The 19,335-nt window shown below is 74.6% G+C and carries 18 protein-coding genes; 7 read left to right on the top strand and 11 right to left on the bottom strand.

All coding sequences use genetic code 11. From position 1 onward, the window contains the following. Positions 1 to 482 precede the first annotated feature (482 nt). Both ACFV3R_RS13520 and ACFV3R_RS13515 read left to right on the top strand, forming a co-directional pair. The gene (locus ACFV3R_RS13520) at positions 483 to 1,568 is read left to right on the top strand and encodes a S1C family serine protease (protein WP_385580506.1); all 1,086 of its coding nucleotides are present in this window, start codon (positions 483 to 485) and stop codon (positions 1,566 to 1,568) included. A 125-nt stretch (positions 1,569 to 1,693) separates the two neighbouring features. Further along, positions 1,694 to 2,191: a sec-independent translocase gene (locus ACFV3R_RS13515; RefSeq protein ID WP_385580503.1), complete on the top strand. Its 498-nt coding sequence runs from the start codon at positions 1,694 to 1,696 to the stop codon at positions 2,189 to 2,191. A gap of 270 nt (positions 2,192 to 2,461) precedes the next feature. Here ACFV3R_RS13515 and ACFV3R_RS13510 read toward each other — a convergent pair whose 3' ends face one another. The 4 genes from ACFV3R_RS13510 to ACFV3R_RS13495 all read right to left on the bottom strand — a co-directional run bounded on the left by ACFV3R_RS13510 (position 2,462) and on the right by ACFV3R_RS13495 (position 6,570). Next, positions 2,462 to 3,202, bottom strand: coding sequence for a hypothetical protein (locus tag ACFV3R_RS13510; protein WP_385580501.1), 741 nt, complete (start codon positions 3,200 to 3,202; stop codon positions 2,462 to 2,464). 206 nt (positions 3,203 to 3,408) lie between these two features. Further along, positions 3,409 to 4,596, bottom strand: a complete 1,188-nt coding sequence (locus ACFV3R_RS13505; protein WP_385580498.1) for an Mrp/NBP35 family ATP-binding protein — start codon at positions 4,594 to 4,596, stop codon at positions 3,409 to 3,411. A 59-nt stretch (positions 4,597 to 4,655) separates the two neighbouring features. Continuing rightward, on the bottom strand, positions 4,656 to 5,231 hold the full coding sequence (locus ACFV3R_RS13500) for a DUF1003 domain-containing protein (RefSeq protein ID WP_385580495.1): 576 nt from the start codon (positions 5,229 to 5,231) through the stop codon (positions 4,656 to 4,658). After that, positions 5,221 to 6,570, bottom strand: a complete 1,350-nt coding sequence (locus ACFV3R_RS13495) for a magnesium transporter MgtE N-terminal domain-containing protein (protein ID WP_385580492.1) — start codon at positions 6,568 to 6,570, stop codon at positions 5,221 to 5,223. Before ACFV3R_RS13495 ends, ACFV3R_RS13500 begins: the two co-directional genes overlap by 11 nt. A gap of 436 nt (positions 6,571 to 7,006) precedes the next feature. Here ACFV3R_RS13495 and ACFV3R_RS13490 point away from each other — a divergent pair, with 436 nt between their 5' ends. Then, a complete protein-coding gene (locus tag ACFV3R_RS13490; RefSeq protein ID WP_385580489.1) occupies positions 7,007 to 7,795 on the top strand; it encodes a hypothetical protein in 789 nt (262 codons plus the stop codon). A 282-nt stretch (positions 7,796 to 8,077) separates the two neighbouring features. Here the strand turns inward: ACFV3R_RS13490 and ACFV3R_RS13485 are convergent, their stop codons facing one another. After that, positions 8,078 to 8,626, bottom strand: a complete 549-nt coding sequence (locus ACFV3R_RS13485; protein ID WP_385580486.1) for a hypothetical protein — start codon at positions 8,624 to 8,626, stop codon at positions 8,078 to 8,080. A 73-nt stretch (positions 8,627 to 8,699) separates the two neighbouring features. Further along, on the bottom strand, positions 8,700 to 9,830 hold the full coding sequence (locus ACFV3R_RS13480; protein WP_385580483.1) for a magnesium and cobalt transport protein CorA: 1,131 nt from the start codon (positions 9,828 to 9,830) through the stop codon (positions 8,700 to 8,702). A gap of 498 nt (positions 9,831 to 10,328) precedes the next feature. Here ACFV3R_RS13480 and ACFV3R_RS13475 point away from each other — a divergent pair, with 498 nt between their 5' ends. Next, positions 10,329 to 10,961, top strand: a complete 633-nt coding sequence (locus ACFV3R_RS13475; protein ID WP_385580480.1) for a suppressor of fused domain protein — start codon at positions 10,329 to 10,331, stop codon at positions 10,959 to 10,961. A 44-nt stretch (positions 10,962 to 11,005) separates the two neighbouring features. Here the strand turns inward: ACFV3R_RS13475 and ACFV3R_RS13470 are convergent, their stop codons facing one another. After that, positions 11,006 to 11,644 carry a DUF6758 family protein gene (locus ACFV3R_RS13470; protein ID WP_385580477.1) on the bottom strand — a complete coding sequence of 213 codons (639 nt, stop codon included), beginning with the start codon at positions 11,642 to 11,644 and terminating at the stop codon, positions 11,006 to 11,008. A gap of 250 nt (positions 11,645 to 11,894) precedes the next feature. On the opposite strand from ACFV3R_RS13470, the gene ACFV3R_RS13465 reads away from it, so the two are divergent. Together ACFV3R_RS13465 and ACFV3R_RS13460 are read left to right on the top strand one after the other, a co-directional pair. Then, complete coding sequence (locus ACFV3R_RS13465) at positions 11,895 to 12,779, top strand: PHP domain-containing protein (protein WP_385580474.1); 885 nt, start codon at positions 11,895 to 11,897, stop codon at positions 12,777 to 12,779. 156 nt (positions 12,780 to 12,935) lie between these two features. Beyond that, positions 12,936 to 13,541 (top strand): MarC family protein, encoded by a 606-nt coding sequence (locus tag ACFV3R_RS13460; RefSeq protein WP_385580471.1) that lies wholly within the window; start codon positions 12,936 to 12,938, stop codon positions 13,539 to 13,541. A 107-nt stretch (positions 13,542 to 13,648) separates the two neighbouring features. On the opposite strand, the gene ACFV3R_RS13455 is transcribed toward ACFV3R_RS13460, so the two are convergent. The 3 genes from ACFV3R_RS13455 to ACFV3R_RS13445 all read right to left on the bottom strand — a co-directional run bounded on the left by ACFV3R_RS13455 (position 13,649) and on the right by ACFV3R_RS13445 (position 17,525). Beyond that, positions 13,649 to 13,807, bottom strand: coding sequence for a hypothetical protein (locus tag ACFV3R_RS13455; RefSeq protein ID WP_385580468.1), 159 nt, complete (start codon positions 13,805 to 13,807; stop codon positions 13,649 to 13,651). Positions 13,808 to 14,149: 342 nt separating this feature from the next. Beyond that, positions 14,150 to 15,085: an alpha/beta fold hydrolase gene (locus ACFV3R_RS13450; RefSeq protein ID WP_385580464.1), complete on the bottom strand. Its 936-nt coding sequence runs from the start codon at positions 15,083 to 15,085 to the stop codon at positions 14,150 to 14,152. Between the two features lie 142 nt (positions 15,086 to 15,227). Continuing rightward, positions 15,228 to 17,525: a DEAD/DEAH box helicase gene (locus ACFV3R_RS13445; RefSeq protein ID WP_385580461.1), complete on the bottom strand. Its 2,298-nt coding sequence runs from the start codon at positions 17,523 to 17,525 to the stop codon at positions 15,228 to 15,230. A 521-nt stretch (positions 17,526 to 18,046) separates the two neighbouring features. On the opposite strand from ACFV3R_RS13445, the gene ACFV3R_RS13440 reads away from it, so the two are divergent. Beyond that, on the top strand, positions 18,047 to 18,835 hold the full coding sequence (locus ACFV3R_RS13440; RefSeq protein ID WP_385580458.1) for a ferritin-like fold-containing protein: 789 nt from the start codon (positions 18,047 to 18,049) through the stop codon (positions 18,833 to 18,835). Positions 18,836 to 18,905: 70 nt separating this feature from the next. Here the strand turns inward: ACFV3R_RS13440 and ACFV3R_RS13435 are convergent, their stop codons facing one another. After that, complete coding sequence (locus ACFV3R_RS13435) at positions 18,906 to 19,172, bottom strand: hypothetical protein (protein WP_385580455.1); 267 nt, start codon at positions 19,170 to 19,172, stop codon at positions 18,906 to 18,908. Positions 19,173 to 19,335: the final 163 nt, after the last annotated feature.

Genomic DNA, 19,335 nt, shown 5'->3' with positions numbered 1-19,335 from the left:
GGACCCGTCGTACGCCACGGCGTGACCACCGGCCGCCGCCCGCCCCCCCGACGGCGGCCACCCCGTGGCGGGGGGGGCCCGGCGCCCCCGCCCCCGGGGCCCCCCCCCCTCCGGTGGCCCACCCCGCCGCCGGGCCCGGCGGCGCCCCGCCGCCAGGCGCCCCCACGGCCGCCGCAGCCCCAGGCCCGGACGGCGTCCCCGCCCCGCGCACCCCGCAGGCGCCCACCGCCCCCTCGGCGGCCGTGGCGCACCCCCCGGCACCACCGGCCCCCGGCGCCGGGCCGCACGGTCTGCCGACCGCCGCCCCGCCCCCGGCCGCGCCGGGCGGGAACGGCCCGACGTGGGGTCAGGAACCCTGGCGCGCCCCGGGCGGGCCCACGGCTGCGCCCCCGACGCAGGCGGCGCCCGCCGGCGCTCCGGCGGCCCCCTTCCTCCTGCCCGCCCCCGGTCGCCCGCGCCCTCGCACCGGCCGGGCCGGGCTGGTGGCCGCGCTCGCGGTCCTCACCCTCCTCGCCGGCGGCATCGGCGGTGGCGTCGGCGTCTACCTGAGGCACGGCGGGCTCTCGGTGAGCGGCCTGGGCGCCGGGTCGGGCCCCACCGAGCGGGACCCCGGCACCATCGCCGCCATCGCCCACTCCGCCCTGCCCGGCGTGGCCACGCTCCACGTCAAGGGCGCCACCGAGGAGGACACCGGTACCGGCTTCCTCTACGACCACCAGGGGCACCTCGTCACCAACAACCACGTCGTCCAGCCGGCCGGTGACGACGGCGAGGTGGACGTCACCTTCGCCGGCGGGCACACCGTCAAGGGGCGCGTGGTGGGCCGGGACAGCGGCTACGACCTGGCCGTGGTCAAGGTCGGGGGCCACGAGGGCCGGCCGCTGCCGCTCGGGGACTCCGACGCCGTCCGGGTCGGCGACCCGGTGGTCGCCATCGGCGCGCCCTTCGACCTGGCCGACACGGTGACCTCGGGCATCATCAGCGCCAAGGACCGGCCCATCGCCTCCGGCGGCGAGGGGGACGGCACGGACGTCAGCTACGTGGACGCCCTCCAGACCGACGCCCCCATCAACCCCGGCAACTCCGGGGGCCCGCTGCTGGACACCAAGGGCCGGGTGGTCGGGGTCAACAGCGCCATGCGGGCCGCGGACGACGCGAGCACCCCCGAGGGCGGGGAGGGCGGGCAGAGCGGCAGCATAGGGCTGGGCTTCGCCATCCCCGTCAACCAGGTCCGGCGCATCGCCGACGAGCTGATCGCGAGCGGCCACGCCACCCACCCCGTCATCGGTGTCACGCTCGACCTGGACTACTCGGGGGACGGGGCCCGGGTCGGCGACCGGGCGCAGGACGGCGGTGCGGCCGTCGAGCCGCACGGTCCGGCCGCCGAGGCCGGCCTCCGGGCGGGGGACGTGGTCACCGCGCTGGACGGTGAGCCGGTTCACAGCGGCGAGGAACTGGTCGTGCGGGTGCGCAGTCACCGCCCTGGCGAGAAGCTCACCCTGACCGTCCGCCGTGACCAGCACGAACACACCGTCCACCTCACGTTGGGCAGTGCGACCCAGCAGTGAACGGGGGGTGAGGAGGAGCTTGTCGTTTCGGCCCGGTGCCGCAGGCGTCTCCCGCCTCGTGCACCGGGCCAGGTACCGTGAGGGGCGGCCCGGACGGCGGCCACGGCGAGACAAGGAGCTGCAAGGTGTTCTTCGACATAGGGCCCCTGGAGCTGGTGGCGCTCGTGATCCTCGCGGTGCTCGTCTTCGGTCCCGACAAGCTGCCGAAGGTCATCCACGACGTGATGTCCTTCGTGCGCAAGGTGCGGGAGTTCTCCGACAACGCCAAGCAGGACATCCGCAACGAGCTGGGGCCGGAGTTCAAGGACTTCGAGTTCGAGGACCTCAACCCGAAGAACTTCGTCCGCAAGCACGTGCTGGACAAAGAGGAATACGGCCTGCAGGAGATCCGCGACGGCTTCGACCTCAAGAAGGAGCTGGCCGAGGTCACCGACAGCGTCAGCGGCACCGGCCTGGAGCCGGGCGGCAGCCTGAGCCTGTCCAAGAACGGCTCCACCCCGAGCCTGACCAAGAACGGCTCCACGGCGAACCTCGCCAAGAACGGCACCGCCCCGAACCTCTCGAAGAACGGTTCCGGTCCCGCCGCTGACCCCCGGCCGCCGTTCGACGCGGACGCCACCTGAGCCAGAGCCCGCCGAGCGCCGGCTGAGCCGGGCAGGCCACCCGGCCGGCACGGGGGGCGGCCTGCGCTGCGAAGGAGTCCGACGGGCGGCGGGTCCGGCCGGGGCTGACCGGGGAGAGCGGCAGGCGGCGGACCGCACGGCCCCTGCGTGCGGGGCGGCCCCGCCGCCGTCCACTCCCTCAACCGGGCCCGGCCGCCTGGGCACTGCGTACCAGGCCTGCGCCCGCCCCGCTACCGGCCACCGGCCTTTTGCCGGTGCCATGCGGCGGGGTCAGGCCGTCTCCTCCACGGCCTGCTCCGGCGCCGGGTCGGTGGCGAGGTGCGGCTCCTCGGCGTAGGCGGTGAGGTCCCGCACGACGGCGAAACCGATGCCGTAGGGGCTCAGCCCCCGCCCGTAGGCGCCGATGTGGACGCCGCGGGCCACACCGGGAACGGGCTCCGCGGCCGGCTCCTCGTCCTCCGCGGCGGACCGGGGCGTCGAGCCCGCCAGCACCCAGCCGTACTCCGACTCGCGGTAGCGGAAGGGCGTGGGGACGCCGTCCACCGGGAGCGTCAGCTCGCTCCACGCCTCACCCGTCAGGTCGTCGGCGAGCTCCCAGGCGATCATCGTCTGCTGCTCCAGCCAGTCCTGGCGCAGCGCCCGGTCCATCTGCAACGGCCAGGTGTGGCTCAGGAGGCCGCCGCCGGCCAGCCACGCCGCGGTGGACACCGAGGTGGCCTCCAGGACGCCCGTCCCGTCGGCACTGCGCCGCACCGGCCGGTCGGCGACCGTCACCACGACGGCGAAGCGCTCGCTGTCCGGGCCGGTCTCACCCTTTATCGAGGGCGCCTCACCGTGGCCGGTGGCGCCGTGTTCGACCGTGCCGTCGGCGGCCGTCGTGGCATGCGTAAGCCACCGTGGACCGGTGAACGCCTCGTCCAGGCCGTACCAGGGGAAGTCGGCGAGCAGGTAGCCGTCGACCTTCCGTTCCCCGGCGGCCGGCGCCGCGTCCACCCGACTCGTGGTGTCCATGTGTGCTCCTTGCCCTGCCTCGTGGGCGGCCCGCCCCCCTCGGGCGTCCTCACCCCGGACACAGGGAGGATAGCCATCCGCTGCGACCCCGACCTGCCAGGCCCGGGGGGCGGGCGGGACGACCACCCCGACGCGGGACAGCGCGACGCCCACCCGTCGGTGCCGGCCGCGGACGGTGCGGCGCCGAGGGGTGGGCGTCGCGCTGCTCAGAACTTGTTGCGCGGGGTGAGTCCCAGCGACATGCCGGACAGGCCGCGCTGGCGCCCCCCGAGCTTGCCGGCGATGGCGCGCACCGCCGAGCCGGCCGGCGACTCGGGGTCGCTCAGCACCACGGGGCGGCCGTTGTCGCCGCCCTCCCGCAGCCGTACGTCGATGGGGATGGAGCCGAGTACCGGCACCTGCGCGCCCGTCGTACGGGTCAGGCCCTCGGCCACCCGCTCGCCGCCGCCGGTGCCGAAGACATCGACCATCTCGCCGCAGTGCGGGCAGGGCAGGCCCGCCATGTTCTCCACCACGCCGACGATCTTCTGGTGGGTCTGCACGGCGATGGAACCGGCCCGCTCGGCCACCTCGGCCGCCGCCTGCTGCGGGGTGGTGACCACCAGGATCTCCGCGTTGGGGACGAGCTGGGCGACGGAGATGGCGATGTCGCCGGTGCCGGGCGGCAGGTCCAGGAGGAGGACGTCCAGGTCGCCCCAGTACACGTCCGCCAGGAACTGCTGGAGGGCGCGGTGCAGCATCGGGCCGCGCCAGACCACCGGGGCGTTGCCCGGGGTGAACATGCCGATGGAGATGACCTTCACGCCGTTCGCCGAGGGCGGCATGATCATGTTCTCGACCTGGGTGGGACGCCCCTCGGCGCCCAGCATGCGCGGCACGGAGTGGCCGTAGATGTCCGCGTCCACCACGCCGACCTTGAGCCCGTCCGCGGCCATCGCCGCCGCCAGGTTGACGGTCACCGAGGACTTGCCGACCCCGCCCTTGCCCGAGGCCACCGCGTAGACCCGGGTCAGCGAGCCGGGCTGGGCGAACGGCACCTCGCGCTCGGCCTGGCCGCCCCGCAGCGCGGAGGCCAGCTCTCGGCGCTGCTCGTCGCTCATCACGTCCAGCTCGACGGTGACCTCGCGCACGCCCGCCACGGCGGACACGGCGTCCCGGACGCGCGAGACGATCGTCTCCCGCATCGGACAGCCGGAGACCGTGAGGTAGACCGCCACCGCCACCGTGCCGTCCGCCGAGACCTCGACGGACTTCACCATGCCGAGTTCGGTGATGGGGCGGTGGATCTCGGGGTCGTCGACCGTCGCGAGGGCGGCACGCACCGCGTCCTCGCTGGGGCCGGTCGAGCCCGGCGTGGTGCCCGGAGCCACGCTCTGGGGAGTGTCGGTAGCCATGACCCGATGGTACGGCGGGTGGTGGGGGTGGCATAAAGGGCCGTCACCGGTCGCCTTCGTCACGCCGGCCGCCGCGGCCCCTCCCCCTCGCGCTCGGCCCGCTCCGGCCCGCTGGGCAGCCGTGACTCCAGGTCGCGGACGAGGTCCTGGAGCTCGGAGCGGATCCAGTCGCGGGTGGCGACCTCCCCCAGGCCCAGGCGGAGGGCGGCGATCTCCCGGGTCAGGTACTCGGTGTCGGCGATGGAGCGCTCGTTCTGCTTGCGGTCCTGCTCCAGGTTGACCCGGTCCCTGTCGTCCTGCCGGTTCTGGGCCAGCAGGATCAGCGGCGCCGCGTAGGAGGCCTGGAGGGACAGCGCAAGGGTGAGGAAGATGAACGGGTAGCTGTCGAAACGCAGGCGCTCGGGGGCGAAGATGTTCCACGCCACCCAGACCACGATGGTGGCCGTCATCCACACGATGAAGCGCCCGGTGCCCAGGAACCGGGCGATCTTCTCCGAGAGCCGGCCGAAGGCCTCGGGATCCCACTCCGGCAGCAGGTTGCGCCGCGGTGAGCGGGGCTGGTCGAGGCGGGTGCGGGACTGCGGCGCGGCCGTGCGGGCCCGCTCCCGGGCGCCGTCGCGGTCCTCAGCGGCCACGCGTCACCCCCTGGGTGAGGCGGTCCATGTCGGGGGCCCCGTGCAGCTCGGTCTCGCGCCAGTCCTCCGGCAGCAGGTGGTCCAGGACGTCGTCGACGGTGACCGCGCCCAGCAGCGACCCGCTCTCGTCGACCACCGGCGCGGCCACCATGTTGTACGTGGCCAGGTAGCTGGTCAGCGCCGGCAGCGGGGTGTCCGGTGAGAGCGGCGGCAGGTCGGCGTCCACGATCGAGCTGACCAGCGTGAACGGCGGGTCGCGCAGCAGGCGCTGGAAGTGGACCAGCCCCAGGTACTTGCCGGTGGGCGTCTCGTCCGGCGGCCGGCAGACGTACACCTGGGCGGCGAGCGCGGGGGAGAGGTCGGGGTCGCGCACCCGGGCCAGGGCGACGGCCACCGTGGCGTCGGGGCGCAGCACGATCGGCTCGGTGGTCATCAGGCCGCCCGCGGTGTGCTCCTCGTACGCCATCAGCCGCCGCATGTCCGCCGCGTCGTCGGGCTCCATGAGGGTCAGCAGCCGCTCCTTCTCCTCCTCCGGCAGCTCGCCCAGCAGGTCGGCGGCGTCGTCGGGGTCCATCGCCTCCAGGACGTCGGCGGCCCGCTCGTCCTTGAGCTTGCCCATGATCTCCACCCGGTCGTCCTCGGGCAGCTCCTCCAGGACGTCGGCGAGCCGGTCGTCGTCGAGGGCTGCGGCGACCTCCCCGCGGCGCTTGGGCGTCAGGTGGTGCAGCACGTTCGCGAGGTCGGCGGGGCGCAGCTGCTCGAAGGTGGCGAGGAGGTTGGCGGCGCCCTGCGACTGCTGCGGCAGGGAGAGCCCGGAGACGGCCGACCACTCCACGGTCAGCGTCTCTCCCTTGCGGCGCAGCGCCCCCGATTTGCCCCGCCGCACGAAGACCTTGTCGACCTCCCAGTCGCGGCGGGCCGGGAGCTGCGCGATGCTCAGGTCGAGGACGGTGACCTCCTCGCCGTCCTCCCCCCGCTCGCCGCCGACCAGCCGCACCCGGCGGTCCAGCAGCTCGCCGAAGACCAGGGTTTCGTTGGGACGCTGCTCGAAGCGGCGCATGTTGACCACGCCGGTGGTGATGACCTGCCCCGACTCCACGCCCGTCACCCGGGTCATCGGCAGGAAGATGCGGCGCCGGCCGACGACCTCGACCACCAGGCCCAGCACCCTCGGCGGCCGGCCCGCGCCACCCGCCGCCCGGGCGCCGGGGCGCTCGTCCCGCCGCGGGTAGAGCATGACGACCACGTCCCTGACCCGCCCCACCTGGTCGCCGCCGGGGTCGAAGACGGCCACGCCCGAAAGGTGGGAGACGAACACCCGAGGGGTGACCATCGCCATGCCGCTCGTCCTCTCGCTCGGGTGCCGTCACCGCGGCGCGTCCGTCCGGCCCGGCGCCGGCCGGCGGGCGTCGGCCCGGCGAGGTGGCCGGGGCCCGGCGCCGTAACGCGGAGCTATGAACGGACAAAACGCCCATCTGGTGTCAGGCTAGCGCGCTGCGGGACGTGTCGCCGGGACAGTGGCCCGCCGGTGAGCGTGGTGTTCCGCTCCCGCTCCCACCGCGGGCTCGCGCGGTCCGCCGTCCGGGTACGCTGCCGTACTGCCGCCCGGGCCTGTCCGCGCCGCGGCGGGGGCCCACACGCCGTGCGGCCCGCCGCCCCTGACGCCGTGACGGTTCCGCGCGGCCCGCCGCCACCCGTGCCGCGCCCGCCGCCCCGTCCGGCGCCTTCCCGGCCGGAGCGGCCCAGCGGTCCCCCGACCAGGAGGCTGACAGAGCGTGTCGTCCCCCACGCCGGTCCCGCACCGGACAACCCGCCCCCCGCGACCGGCGCGGCGGGGACTGCACGGCGGGGTGTGCGCGGCCCTGCTCGCCCTCGGTGGCGGCCTCGCCCTGACGGCCTGCGCCGGCGATCCCGACGCCGGCACCAACGGCGTCGGCAAGCTGCCCGCCAGGACCATCGAGGCCAGGGCCCGCAGCGCCGCCGAGTCGGCCCGGTCGGTCCGGCTCGCCGGGGACCTGGTCAGCAAGGGCCGCACCTACCGCTTCGACCTCACCCTCGCCGCCGACGGCGCCCGCGGCAAGCTCTCCACCGGCTCGGCCGCCTTCCAGCTCCTGCGGGTGGGCAAGGCGCTGTACGTGAAGGCCGACGCCGACTTCTGGGCCCAGCAGGGCGGCGGCAGCCCGTCCGCCTCCGACCGGGCGGCGGCGAAGAAGCTGGACGGCAAGTACGTCAAGGTGCCCTCCTCCGACCCCGCCTACCGCCGCTTCAGCGGCTTCACGGAGAAGAACGCCCTGCTCGGCAGCGTGCTGACGCTGCACGGCACCCTCACCACCGGCCCGCACGGCACGGTCGGGGGCACCCGCAGCATCCACGTCGACGGGGACAAGGGGGACGGCGGTGCCTGGGACGTCTCCCTGGAGGGCAGGCCCTACCCGCTGCGCCTGAGCCGGGCCGGCGGGGCAGGCGTGGTCCGCCTCTCCGAGTGGGGGCACGCGGTACAGCTCAAGGCACCCACCGGCAGCCAGGTCGTGGACTACGGGAAGCAGATCACGGCGGGGGAGTGAGCAGCCCGCGGCCCGCGGAAGCGGCCCCCGCGGCCGGGGCCCCGCAGGCGACGGCGACGGCCGGCAGGCGCCGCCAACGCCCAGCCCCGGCGCACTCGCCCCAGTCCTGCCGCAGCCTCAGGGGTCCTTGCCATATGCCCGCCCGGGCCGCGTGGTCTGGCACCGCACCTCGCGGCGTCGCCGAAAAGCCCTGGTAGCTCCGCTACGAGGACTCTCCGGCGCCTTGCGATGCACGGCACCAGACCACGCGACCTCATCGGACGCTCATCTTGCAAGGACCCCTCAGCCCCGGCGCCGCCGGCGGCCGAGCAGCCTGGGCAGGGCGGCCGGCATGGGGCGGCGGGTGATCGCGGGGGTCGGCAGGGGGCGCGCCGCCTGCGAGGAGTCGCCGAACTCCGTCACCGCGCCCGGCGCCGCGTAGCCGCCCGAGGCCACCAGCCGCAGCACCCGGCACTCGCGCTCCCAGCGCTCGGTCATCGTCTCGGCGTCGGGCGCGTTCAGCCGCTTGCCCTTCAGCTCGGCGACGGCCGCCTGCCAGGCCTCTTCCCCGGGCGGCAGCTCGGTCACCCGCGCCGTCCAGCCCACCAGCCGGCCGCCCTTGTCCTTGCTGCGGACGGTGACGGTGGCGAGCGCCCCGTCCGTCAGGCCCAGCCCGGTCAGCGGCTGCTCCCCGGGGCCGTCCCCGACGAGGACGACCGCGCCCTCGTGCCACACGTGCCACAGGGCCCGCGCCGGGCCGGTGGCGCCGCGCACCCACACCAGGCCGGACTTCTTCGCGGCCTCCTCGATCAAGGCCTCGGTCAGCAGCTCGGGCGCCACGGTCTCGGTCATACCGGAAGGCTAACGTCCCGCACCGGCGGCCGGGTGGGGCGGGCCCGCGGGGCCCGCCGCCGAGGAGGCCCGGTCAGAGCCAGCCGTTGCGCTTGAACCCGCGGTGGATGACGACGCAGATGCCGGCGGTCAGCAGCAGCACCGCCGGGTAGCCGTACCGCCAGTGCGTCTCCGGCATGAACTCGAAGTTCATGCCGTAGATCCCGGCGATCATCGTGGGGACGGCGAAGATCGCGGCCCACGCCGTGATCCGGCGCATGTCCTCGTTCTGCGCGACCGCCGCCTGGGCGAGGTTGGCCTGGAGGATGGAGTTGAGGAGGTCGTCGAAGGAGAGGACCTGCTCGTTGACGCGCGCGAGGTGGTCGGCGACGTCGCGGAAGTACGCCTGGATCTCCGGGTCCACCAGCCGCATGGGGCGCTCGCTGAGCTGCTGCATGGGGCGCAGCAGCGGCGAGACCGCCCGCTTGAACTCCAAGACCTCCCGCTTGAGCTGGTAGATCCGCCCCGCGTCCCCGCTCTTGCCGGCCGCGGTCGCCGAGGCGCCCTTGCCGTTGGTGCCGGAGCTGAAGACGTCGATCTCCACCTCGTCGATGTCGTCCTGCATGGCCTCGGCGACGGCGAGGTAGCCGTCCACGACCTGGTCGGCGATGGCGTGCAGGACGGCGGAGGGGCCCTTGGACAGCAACCCCGGGTCGTCCTGGAGCCGGTGACGGAGCGTCCGCAGCGAGCCCTGCCCGCCGTGGCGGACCGTCACGATGAACCCGGCACCGGTGAAGCACATCACCTCGCCGGTCTCCACGACCTCGCTGGTCGCGGTCAGCTCGGTGTGCTCGACGTAGTGGACGGTCTTGAAGACGGTGAAGAGGGTGTCGTCGTACCGCTCCAGCTTGGGGCGCTGGTGGGCGTGGACGGCGTCCTCGACGGCCAGCGGGTGGAGGCCGAACTCCGCCGCGATCTCGGCGAACTCGTTCTCGGTGGGCTCGTGCAGGCCGATCCAGGCGAACCCGCCCTGCTCCCGCACCTCGGCCATGGCCTCGGCGGGGCTGACGCGGTCGCTGACGCGCCGTCCGTCGCGGTACACGCCGCAGTCCACGACGGCGCTGTTGAGGTGCTGGGCGCGGACCGTCGCGTCGTAGGTGTAGGGGGTCTTCGAGCGCCGCCGGGCCGGGCGGACGACGGCGCGCAGGTCACGGATCATCGACATGGCAGGCTCCTTCAGGGGCCGGCCGTCAGGGCACGCACGCGTACAACGCTGCCGGGAACGTGGACGTACCGACGTCGTCGGTGGTACGTCCGCAAAGCGGGCGGCGCTGCCGGGGGTGGGGACACTGACGGCGATAGCGGAGTTGGCGTCAGTGCGGTCACGAGGACAGCACGTGCAACAGGAGTTGCGAGAGTCGAAGGCGCTCTACCGCCACCTCGTGCCCCGATCCGCGAAAGCCACGCGTTTCGCCGTTCAGGCGGAGGGGTAGGACACGGCCGAACCGGACCGTGGAGAGGGTCAGGCCGGGTGGACGGCGGGAGAACTGCCGGTACTGCACGGTCGACTCGGATCCATAGCAGTCCCCACCTCCTCCGGCCGGTCCCCCGTGGGGGAAGACGTCGTGTTCCTGACCAGACGGCAAGGCTACCAGCCGACGTCAGCTCTGCGATGCCCTCGTCCGCCGGTTCACCCCTTCCCCACCCCGCCTATGCTCACCGCATGGTTGACGTGCTGCAGACGGTCGAGGCCCACCTGACGGCCACCCTGGGAGAGCCCGACGCCCGCGCCGCCGTGACGTTCCTGGGTACGGACCGGATCGAGGTCCTGCGCTTCCTGTCCGGCGGCCCCGCGGCGGGCCGGGCGGACGGCGGCCGTGAGGACGTCGAGGGGCCCGTGGTGCGCTACGTCACGCTCGGCATGTCGGCGCAGCCGATGACCTCAGGGGAGGCGCTGGTGGCCGACCCGGTGCGCGGCCCCCGGGCGGAGCTGTTCCTCTCGCTGCGACCGGGTCGCGCGGACACCGACAAGGTCCTGCGCACTCTCGCCGTCCTCGCGGCCTCACCCCAGGTGGAGGGGGTGGTCCTCGCGCCGGACGCCTCCCTCGACGTGGGCGGGCCGCTCTGGCCGGCGGCGCCCTTCACCTCCGTGCTGGTGGGGGAGGGCGGTGGGCTGGTGCCCGACCTTCCCCTGGCCGAGCCCATGGAGCCGGTGCGGTTCCTGCCGCTGCTGCCGATGACCCCCAACGAGGCGGCCTGGAAACGGGCCCGGGGCGCGGCGGCCCTCCGGGAGAGGTGGCTCGGCCACGGCACCGACCTGCGCGACCCGCTGCGCGGCGGGGTCGAACTCGGCTGACGGCCGCCGACCCGGTGTCACCTGCGGTGCGGGGCCCGGGTTCCTCAGCCCAGCAGGCGGGGGCAGAGCGCCCCGCACGGCACCAGGTCGACCTCCGCCCCGACGCTGCGGACGTCGGTGAGGACCAGGTCGTCGTAGAGCAGCAGCCCGGCCTCCTGCGGCCAGGTCACCGCCCACAGCCACAGTCCGTCGGCCTCACCGGCGAAGACGGCCCGGTCGGCGGGCGTGTCCTGCACCCGCCACAGCGGCGTGGGGTGGCCGCCGGCCACCACCTTCGCCCGGAGCGCCTCGTCCGTGCGCAGCAGCGGACCGGGGTCGGGGCCGTCGATGCCGGCGTAGTGGGCGCCCAGTCCCTCGCCGAGCTCCTCGGCCACCAGCAGCAGCTCGCCCGGACCGCCCAGCGGACCCGGCCCCGAGCAAGCGACCACGACGGCGCGGCCACCGCTGCGGTCGTCCCCGGCGGCGGCCACTCCGGTGAAGAGCCAGCCCACCGGGAGGGGCCAGGGCATCCACACCGGGACGTGCGCGCGGCCCACCACGGCCCGCAGCGCTTCGACACTCGGGGGCAGCGCGGGTTGCAGGGGGTGGACGGCGCCGTGCGCCTCACACTCCCAGGCGTCCGAGAACAGGCCTGGCGCCCTCACTCGGCCGCCGCACTTCGGGCAGCTGGCTTCGCCCTTCATAGGTTTCCACGGTCCTCCTGGCCCGGCCGGACGTCAAGGGAGGCCGGGCTGCGGGCGGCCGGGGCCGGGCAGGCCGGGCGGGCTGCGGGGATCACGCCGGGTGACCGCGGGGGAGAGTCAGGCCGGACGCCTCCCTTCGGCCGTTCGGGCGGTTCGAAGGGCTGCTCGAACGACTCGCCGATGCCGGTATCCTTCCCAGGGTCCGCCGCGGCCCCGCCGCGCCGCCCACGAGTCCGAGGGAGTTCGAGCCGTGCGTATCGACCTGCACACCCACTCCACGGCCTCGGACGGTACGGACACCCCCGCCGAGCTGGTGCGCAAGGCCGCCGCCGCGGGACTGGACGTGGTGGCGCTGACCGACCACGACACCGTCGCCGGTCACGCCGAGGCGCGCGCCGCGCTGCCCGCGGGACTGACCCTGGTCACCGGGGCCGAACTCTCGTGCCGCTGGCGGCCCCGCGAGGGCTCCGCGGCGGACGCCGAGCCGGTCAGCATGCACATGCTGGCCTACCTCTTCGACCCGCAGGAGCCGGAACTGGCCCGCGAGCGGGAGCTCGTGCGCGACGACCGGGTGCCCCGGGCCCAGGCCATGGTCCGCAGGCTGCGCGACCTCGGCGTGCAGGTCACCTGGGAGCAGGTCGCGCGCATCGCCGGTGACGGTGCCGTGGGCCGGCCGCACGTCGCCGCGGCGATGGTGGAGCTGGGCGTCGTGCCGAGCGTCTCCGACGCCTTCACCACCGAGTGGCTGGCCGACGGCGGCCGCGCCCACGTGGCCAAGCACGAACTCGACCCCTTCGAGGCGATCCGGCTGGTCAAGGCGGCCGGCGGAGTCACCGTCTTCGCCCACCCCCAGGCCCGCAAGCGCGGCGTCTGCGTGCCGGAGAGCGCCATCGCCGAGCTGGCCGCCGCCGGGCTCGACGGCCTTGAGGTCGACCACATGGACCACGACGAGGCGACCCGCGACCGGCTGCGCTCGCTCGCCGCCGAACACGCCCTGCTGACCACCGGGTCCAGCGACTACCACGGCAGCCGCAAGACCTGCGTCCTCGGTGAGCACACCACCGACCCCGAGATCTACGGCGAGATCGTCCGCCGTGCCACCGGCGCGTTCCCCGTGCCGGGCGCCGGCGGCTGACCGGCCCTTCCCCGCGCCGCCCGTTCCGCCCGCGCCCCGCCCCGTCGCACCTGCCCTTCCCCGGTTCCGTCCTGCCGTGGGACGGGTGCGCACGGGCGGGCCGCCGCGCCGGGCCGCCCACGCACCCCCGCCCCTCCCCACCGCAAGGCCCTCCCCGTGTTCGACCTCACCGTCTTCGGCTCGCTCTTCCTCACCCTCTTCGTGATCATGGACCCGCTCGGGATCACGCCGATCTTCCTGGCCCTGACCTCGGGCCGGACCGCCCGGGTCCAGCGCCGGATGGCCTGGCAGGCCGCGGCCGTCGCCTGCTCGGTGATCACCGTCTTCGGCGTCTGCGGCCGGCAGATCCTGGCCTACCTGCACATCACCACGCCGGCGCTGATGATCGCCGGCGGCCTGTTGCTCCTGCTGGTGGCACTGGACCTGCTGACCGGCAAGTCCGAGGCCCCGACCCAGACCAAGGACGTCAACGTCGCCCTGGTCCCGCTCGGCATGCCGTTGCTGGCGGGGCCCGGCGCCATCGTCTCGGTGATCCTCGCCGTCCAGCACACCGACGGGTTCGGCGGCCAGTTCGCCGTCTGGACGGCGATCGCGGCGATCCACGTGGTGCTCTACGTGGTGATGCGCTTCTCGCTCGTCATCATCCGGGTCATCAAGGACGGCGGGGTGGTGCTGGTGACGAGGCTGGCGGGCATGATGCTCTCCGCGCTGGCCGTCCAGCAGATCATCAACGGCGTCACCCAGGTCGTCCGGGGCGGCTGAACCCCCTTCCGCACGCACCGACGCCCCCGGCGCGCGAGGCGCCGGGGGCGTCGGAGGATGGGTGTCGTGCGGGCGGTACGACGCGTCGCGGCGTGCGCCCGCGGCCGTCAGCTGTTCACGACGGCCTCTGCGGCGGGGCGGATGTAGATGCGCTGGCCGACTGCTGCGGCCTGCTGCACGATCTGCTTGACGGAGGCGGCGTCCACGACGGTGCTGTCCACGGCCGAACCGTCGACGTCGTCCAAACGCATGATCTCGAAGCGCACGGCTTCTCCCTTCGTCTGATCCTCCAACGGAGAACTGGTGTGGTCGGTAGCCCTGCGGCTCCACTGCCGAGCGCTTCCGTTCTGTACAACGCGCTGTATCAGCGGTTCATTCCCTACGCTAAAGAAAATTTTTGAACGTCTAACGACGTCCGTGTGACAAAGGCGTCACAGCGTGCAGATAACGGACATCTCCGCTGTGAACGCGCCCACGGAGAGTGACGCGTAGGGGTGTGCGGGGTGGTGCCGGGAGCGAGGGGTCGGACTGCTTTCAGGGTGAAGCGGACGGCGGCCTCGCCGGTCGGGGGGCCGGCGTCCCTGCCCCAGGGGCGCAGCCCCGCCCGGTCAGTCCTCTGCCGGGACGGCCGGTGTGTCCCGCGTGGCCACCCGGCTCGTGTCGCCCGGGGTGGCGGGGGTGCGCAGCCAGAACCCGGCGAGGGCCGCGGCGGTCACGGCGGGCTGCTCGGCGTTGGGGGAGTGCTCGGCGTCCGGCACGACGGTGCGGTGCGCCCGAAGGCGGGCGGCCATGGCGTCCATCGTGGGCACGGGCCAGGCGTAGTCCACTTCGCCGCTGATGACGTGCATCGGCAGCCCCAGTCCGGCGAGTTCGGCCACCCGGTCGGGCTCGGTCAGCAACTGCCCGGCGGTGGCGATGAGTTGCTCGGGGACCGTGGCCATCCAGCGCTGCCGCAGGAAGTCCTGGAACGCCGCCGCCGACGCGTCCCGGGGCGTCTCCAGGGGCTCCAGCTCCCGCATCGCCCGCCAGACCCCGGCCATGTCCATCCCGCCGAGTGCCGTCACCAGCATGCGCAACCGCTCGCACTGGGCGGGTGCCACCGCTGCCGGCCCCGAACTCATCAGGGTGAGCGAGGCGAACGGCGCAGGGTCGGCGAGTACCGCGGACCGGGTCACCAGCCCGCCCAGCGAGTGCCCCAGGAGGTGCACCGGCCCGCTCTCCGGTCCGCCGGCCGCCGTCAGCGCCCGGGTCTGCGCCAGCACGTCCTGCGCCAACTCCCGCCGGGCGTAGGCAGACTCCTCCCGGGGGCCGGGGGACTCGAACTGCCCCCTGCCGTCGACCGCCACCACGCGGAAACCGGACGCCGCCAGCGGGGCCAGCAGGCCGATGAAGTCCTCCTTGCTGCCGGTGAACCCCGGTACCAGCAAGGCGGTGCCCCGCCACTGCTCGGGCCGGGCGTCATGGACGGCGAACTCCCCCCGGTCGGTCGCGAGACGGTACGCCGAGGCGCAGGGCGGCAGCTCCAGGGTGGGCGGCGTGCTCATACAGGCGAGCGTACCGCTGCGCGTCACGGAGCCGAGCGGGCGGAAACGTTCGCGGACGGGGAGGGGGACGGCCGACGGCCCGGTCGCCGTGGCGACCGGGCCGTCGGATGTGCTGCTCCTCCGCAACCGCCGGAGGCCGGGCTCAGCTCTCGGGAGCCGCCTCGGCGGCCTTCGCGGTCCGCTTGCGGGCCCGACGCGGCTGCGCCGGCACCTCGGCGGTCTCGGCCGTGGCGGGTGCCTCGGCGGGCTTGGCGGTGGCCTTGCGGGTGCGGCGGGGCTTGGCGGGTGCCTCGTCCGCGGTGTCGGTGGCCGGTGCGGGGGTGGTCGTCGCGGTCTTGCGGGTGCGGCGGCGCGGTGCCGGCGTCTCCTTTGGGGCGGCTGCCTCGGCTGCGGTGTCCGCGGCCTCGGTGGGGGCGGTCTTGGCTGCGGCGCTCTTGCGCGTCCGCCGCGGCTTGGTCACCGTCTCGACTGCCTCGGTCGCCGCGGTCTCGGCCGTGGCGGGTGCCTCGGCGGGCTTGGCGGTGGCCTTGCGGGTGCGGCGGGGCTTGGCGGGTGCCTCGTCCGCGGTGGCGGTGGCGGTGTCGGTGGCCGGTGCGGGGGTGGTCGCCGCGGTCTTGCGGGTGCGGCGGCGCGGTGCCGGCGTCTCCTTAGGGGCGGCTGCCTCGGCTGCGGTGTCCGCGGCCTCGGTGGCGGCCTCGGTGGGGGCGGCCTTGGCTGCGGCGGTCTTGCGCGTCCGCCGCGGCTTGGTCACCGTCTCGACTGCCTCGGTCGCCGCAGCGGGCGCCGGCTCGGTGACGACCTCGGCGGTCACCGCGGGCTCGGCGGCCCTGCGGGTGCGGCGACGCGGCCCGGCCGGTGCCTCCGGGGTCTCACCGACCGTCTCGACGACGGCCTCGGCCACCGGGGCGACAGCCGGGGACGCCTCGGGCGCCGACGCGGTCTGCTCTCCGTCACGGGCCGGCACCTGCGCGGCGGCCGGCTGGGACTCCCCGGACCTGCGGGTACGGCGACGCCGGCGCGGCTGACGCGGGCCGTCGGACGGCGCGGCGCCCTCGGCGGCGTCGAGCGAGGCCTCGGCGCCGGACCGGTCCTTCGCCGCCTCGGCCGGCCGGCCGCCCTCGCCCACCGGCGCGCCGTTGCGGGTACGACGCCGCCGGCGCGGGGTGCGGGTCCGCTCGGCCGGGGCCTCCCGGGTCTCGTGGCTGTCGCGGCCCTCGCCGCGCCGGCCGCCGGAACGGCCGCGGCCACCGGTCTCACCCAGGTCCTCGACCTCCTCGGCCGCCAGCCCGGCGCGGGTGCGCTCGTTGCGCGGCAGGACGCCCTTGGTGCCCTCGGGGATGTCCAGCAGCTCGTAGAGGTGCCCGGAGGTGGAGTAGGTCTCCTCCGGGTCCTGGAAGGGCAGGTCCAGCGCCTTGTTGATCAGCTGCCAGCGCGGGATGTCGTCCCAGTCGACGAGGGTGACCGCGGTGCCCTTGTTGCCCGCGCGGCCGGTGCGGCCCACCCGGTGCAGGTAGGTCTTCTCGTCCTCGGGGGTCTGGTAGTTGATGACGTGGGTCACACCCTCGACGTCGATGCCGCGGGCGGCGACGTCGGTGCACACCAGCACGTCCACCTTGCCGTTGCGGAAGGCCCGCAGCGCCTGCTCGCGCGCGCCCTGCCCCAGGTCGCCGTGGACCGCACCGGCGGCGAAACCCCGCTTGGAGAGCTGGTCGGCGATGTCCGCGGCGGTGCGCTTGGTGCGGCAGAAGATCATGGCCAGGCCGCGCCCGCGGGCCTGGAGGATGCGCGAGACCATCTCCGGCTTGTCCATCGAGTGGGCCCGGAAGATGTGCTGGGTGATGTTGGCCACCGTCTGTCCGGCGTCGTCGGGCGAGGTGGCGCTGATGTGCGTGGGCTGCGTCATGTAGCGGCGCGCGAGCGAGACGACCTGCCCCGGCATGGTCGCCGAGAACAGCATGGTCTGGCGCTTCGCCGGGAGGAACTCGATGATCCGCTCGACATCCGGGAGGAAGCCCAGGTCCAGCATCTCGTCGGCCTCGTCCAGGACGAGCGCCCGGACGGCGGAGAGCGTCAGCTTCTTCTGCCGCGCCAGGTCGAGCAGCCGGCCGGGGGTGCCGACGACGACGTCCACACCCTTCTGCAGGGCTTCGACCTGCGGCTCGTACGCCCGGCCGCCGTAGATGGCGAGCACCCGGACGTTGCGGGCCTTACCCGCGGTGAGCAGGTCGTTGGTGACCTGCTGGCACAGCTCACGGGTGGGGACGACGACGAGCGCCTGCGGCGCGTCGGTGAGCCGGTCGGCGTCCGCCCGGCCCGACTCGACGTCGGCGGGGACGGTCACGCGCTCCAGCAGGGGGAGACCGAAGCCCAGGGTCTTGCCGGTGCCGGTCTTGGCCTGGCCGATGACGTCGGAGCCCGACAGGGCCACCGGGAGCGTCATCTCCTGGATGGGGAAGGGGGTCGTGATGCCGACGGCCTCAAGGGCTTCGGCCGTCTCGGGAAGGATCCCGAGGTCTCGGAACGTAGTCAGGGTGGTCGCCTCTTCTGTGAGACGCGGCGTGAGGCGGCGTCCGACGCGAAGGGGGTCAGTACCGTGCCCGTCGCCCACCTGCCCGTACGCGTACGGGCCGTGCAGGACACACCGGCGCTGCTGCGGCCGGAGGGCGCGGGACCACTGCCTTCGCTCGGACACACATGCCGCGAGCGGTGTCCCCTCTGCGCGCGTACTCGGTACGCACCGTCCAGAGGGCGGTCGTGTGGAGCCGATCGGGCCACCGACCGGGCATCCGCGTGCGTGGAACGACCTGCCCATACGGGACAGGTTCTCTATCACTCTACCGGTAACGGGCGCCACAGCCGAAGGGCTGTGGACGGAAGAACACGTCACACCCTGTGCGAAAGCGCCCGGCGAGGACGACCGTGCTCACAACGCCACCGGTCGGGACGGCTATTGTGCGCTGCATGGAGACGCCAGACCAGCAGCACGCTCAGACCGCCTCCGCCGCCGACGGCACCGACCGGGGCGCCGCAGCCGGGTCCGCCCCGGGCGAGGCCGGCCGTATCGCGGACCGGACCTGGGAGGAGGCGTCCGGCGACCCGCAGTACCGGGCCGCCGTGATCGACCTGCTGGGCGCCCTCGCCTACGGCGAGCTGTCCGCCTTCGAGCGCCTGGCCGAGGACGCGAAGCTCGCGCCCACCATGGACGACAAGGCCGAGCTGGCCAAGATGGCCTCGGCCGAGTTCCACCACTTCGAGACCCTGCGGGAACGCCTCGCCCAGGTGGAGGCCGAGCCGAACGAGGCCATGGAGCCCTTCGCCGGGGCGCTGGACGAGTTCCACCGGCAGACCGCGCCCTCCGACTGGCTGGAGGGGCTGGTCAAGGCCTACGTCGGCGACTCGATCGCCAGCGACTTCTACCGCGAGGTGGCGGTCCGCCTCGACTCCGACACCCGGGAGCTGGTCCTGACCGTGCTCGGCGACACCGGGCACGCCTCCTTCGCCGTGGAGAAGGTCCGGGCCGCCATCGAGGCGGACCCCCGGGTCGGCGGCCGGCTCGCGCTGTGGGCGCGGCGCCTGATGGGTGAGGCGCTCTCCCAGGCGCAGCGGGTGGTGGCCGAGCGGGACTCGCTCTCGACGATGCTGGTGGGCGGGGTCGCCGACGGCTTCGACCTGGCCGAGGTCGGGCGGATGTTCTCCCGCATCACCGAGGCGCACACCAAGCGGATGGCCGCCCTGGGGCTGGCCGCCTGACTCCTCCCACCGGACCGCCGGCCGGCAGCCCGACACGCCGGCCCGGCGGTGTCGCCACCGGCCCGGGGCCTCAGGCGGTGACCGACCGCACCCGGCCGTGCTGCGGGCGGACCAGCAGCGACAGGGCCGCCGCCGCCATCGCCACCGCCGCGAGGAGGACCACCGCCGGGTGGCCCGGGCCGAGGACCGAGCGGGCGACGAACGCCCCGAGCAGTGCGGCGCCGGGGCCCGTCCACAGGTTCAGGCGGCGCAGCGGAAGGCGCACCGCCCACCACCGGGTGGAGGCCAGCGCGATCAGCAGTCCGAGCCCCAACGAGGCCAGCGCTTCCAGGATCATGCGGCTTCCCTCCCGACACGTCGGACGTCCACGGTGACGGGCCGGTGGGTGCCGGTCGGCCCCGGCGACTCCGTCACCGGCCGTCGTACCCACCGTGCGGACCCGGCAACCCTGAGCCACCCCCTGGATGATCCCGGATGCCGCCGTGCGCCGCGGCGCGCTC

This window comes from Streptomyces sp. NPDC059740, assembly GCF_042733155.1.
Taxonomy (GTDB): Bacteria; Actinomycetota; Actinomycetes; order Streptomycetales; family Streptomycetaceae; genus Streptomyces.
This window is presented reverse-complemented; position numbering and strand designations above follow the sequence as displayed.